This window comes from Peptostreptococcus sp., from assembly GCF_977045075.1.
Genome location: NZ_CDRRTB010000151.1, coordinates 1 through 2,370 on the forward strand (window position 1 = coordinate 1; position 2,370 = coordinate 2,370).

Genomic DNA, 2,370 nt, shown 5'->3' on the forward strand with positions numbered 1-2,370 from the left:
CCCTCTAGCTGGGACTGGGCCATATTATGAGACTCCTCAGTCTTGGCATTTATTATATCTATGACAGCCTCTGCCTGAGACAGGTCTATTCTTCCGTTTAAGAAGGCCCTCTTGGTAAATTCTCCAGCCTGGGCTGGTCTGGCACCAGACCTTAGGACTAGCTCCAGTATTTTTCTGACTGATATAAAGCCACCGTGGCAGTTGATTTCTATGACGTCTTCGGCTGTATAGGAGTTTGGCCCCTTCATGTAGGCTAGGAGTACTTCATCTATAATTGTATCGCCATCTAGTATGTTTCCATAGATTAGGGTCCTGATAGGATAGTCTAGGATTTCCCCCTTATGGAAGGGAGAGAATATCTTATTTGCAATCTTTAGTGAATCAGGACCACTTATCCTGATAATACCAATACCACCTTGTCCGGGGGCAGTGGCTATGGCTGCAATTGTATCATCAATAAACATGCTAACCTCCTATGTTTAATAATTTTTGCATAATATATTATTATATCATATAATGACTGGAGATAGCGGGTTTGGGTGGAAAATTTGTTGGACGATTTTGTTTGTATGATTTAAAAATTTATGGTATAATCTTATGGTATGATAATTTGCGCCCATAGCTCAACTGGATAGAGTTCTTGACTACGAATCAAGCGGTTGTGGGTTCGAGTCCCGCTGGGCGCACTTAGGCATGGTAGATTTCCTCTACCATGTTTTTTATTACAGTAGTTGTAGACCTGCTATAAAAATAAGAAAAAATAAGTTTTTTGTGATATCCTAAGTATATGGAGGTGGTAGTATGTTGATATTTATCACACTAGTTGCAATAATAGTGGTAGCATTTTTTGTCCTATCTAGGGGCAAGAAGTCACCAAATAAGTCAAATAATAAATTAAATACAAGTCTTATAGACGATAACAATATAAAGATAGTCCATGTAACAGACATTCACTACCTTGCACCAAGTCTTACTGACTACGGCAAGAGCTTTGTTGAAACCATAGAAAAAAGTGATGGAAAGATGATGAGGTATATAGACCAGATTATGGATGCCTTTATCCTAGAGATGGTAAGAACCAAGCCAGACCTGGTTATTGTAAGTGGAGATATGACCTATAACGGGGAAAAAGAGAGCCATATAGGTCTTGCCAACAAATTTAAAATCCTAAAGGACAAGGGGATTAAGGTCCTAGTCTTACCCGGCAACCATGACCTTGAAAATGAAAGGGCCCTTGCCTTTGAGGCTGATACTACCAGACCAGTGGATACAGTTAGCCTTCAAGAATTTGAGGAAATATACAGCGACTATGGCTATGGTAAGGATGATCCGAATGTAGTTTCAAGAGATAAGAAGTCCCTCAACTATGTCTATCAGCTAGGCAACAAGTGTCATTTACTCATGGTTGAAACTTCTACCAAGGGAAATGACCAGACAATATCTAAGTCCAGTTATAGGTGGATAGAGAGGTGCCTAAAAAATGCCAAGGATATGAATATGAGGGTCATAGGTGTCAGCCACCAAAATATACTTGCCCACAACAAGCTTTTTATAGCCGGCTATAAGATTACAAATAGTTCAAGGCTAGTAGACCTATACAACAAGTATAATGTGAGGATAAACCTTAGTGGTCATATGCACATCCAGCATATGGCAGAGCACAAGAGGGTCCACGATATAGCCCTGGCCTGCCTGGGTCTTTATCCAAACCTATATGGGGTCCTAGATATGGACCTGAGGAATAATATGACCTACCATACAGAAAGCCTTGATGTTGCCTATTGGATGAAAAAGTATAAGCACCAGGACCAAGCTCTTTTGGACTTTGAAAATACATGTAGGGAGTATTTTGTCAGGTGTACGAGGCTACAAACTGAAAAGCAGTTGGACAAGCTAGACCTTAGTAAGGAAGACAAGGAAATGATGATGGACTTTATGGTGGATACCAATATCCATTATTTTTCAGGTAGCCTTGACAAGAGGCCAGATCTTTGTCTTGATAATCCGGCCTACAAGCTATGGATGGACCAGTGTGAGAGGACCTTTACTGGGTCTTATTTGAACAGCATATATACTGATACCATAGGTGACCATAACATGTTGGAAATCTTCCAGTAGGATGGGTACAAGAATTAGGATTAGTAAAAAAAATTAAAAAAATATAAAAAATATCAATTCGGTTGCATATACAACCGAATTTTTTTATGGAATGATTTATTATATGTATATAGCAAGGAGCTAGATAATAAAAAATCAAAATAAATAATATATAAGAAAAGGAGAATAAGATTATGATAACAAGAGACACTATAATAGGAAACGTATTAAAGGAAAATGAAGGAACATATGAAATACTAACAAGTTTTGGTA

1 protein-coding gene, 1 tRNA gene and 1 pseudogene are annotated in these 2,370 nt (G+C 38.4%); 2 read left to right on the plus strand and 1 reads right to left on the minus strand.

Translation table 11 applies throughout. From position 1 onward, the window contains the following. A pseudogene (locus tag ACW6OJ_RS08165) lies at positions 1-464 on the minus strand (tRNA uridine-5-carboxymethylaminomethyl(34) synthesis GTPase MnmE); the annotation flags it as partial. A 148-nt stretch (positions 465-612) separates the two neighbouring features. Here ACW6OJ_RS08165 and ACW6OJ_RS08170 point away from each other — a divergent pair. After that, positions 613-686 (plus strand) — tRNA-Arg (locus tag ACW6OJ_RS08170). 115 nt (positions 687-801) lie between these two features. Further along, on the plus strand, positions 802-2,118 hold the full coding sequence (locus ACW6OJ_RS08175) for a metallophosphoesterase (RefSeq protein WP_456096294.1): 1,317 nt from the start codon (positions 802-804) through the stop codon (positions 2,116-2,118). Positions 2,119-2,370: the final 252 nt, after the last annotated feature.

Coding starts and splice junctions, on each gene's coding strand:
- ACW6OJ_RS08175 (WP_456096294.1), top strand. CDS start 802: ATGTTGATATTTATCACACTAGTTGCAATAATAGTGGTAGCATTTTTT.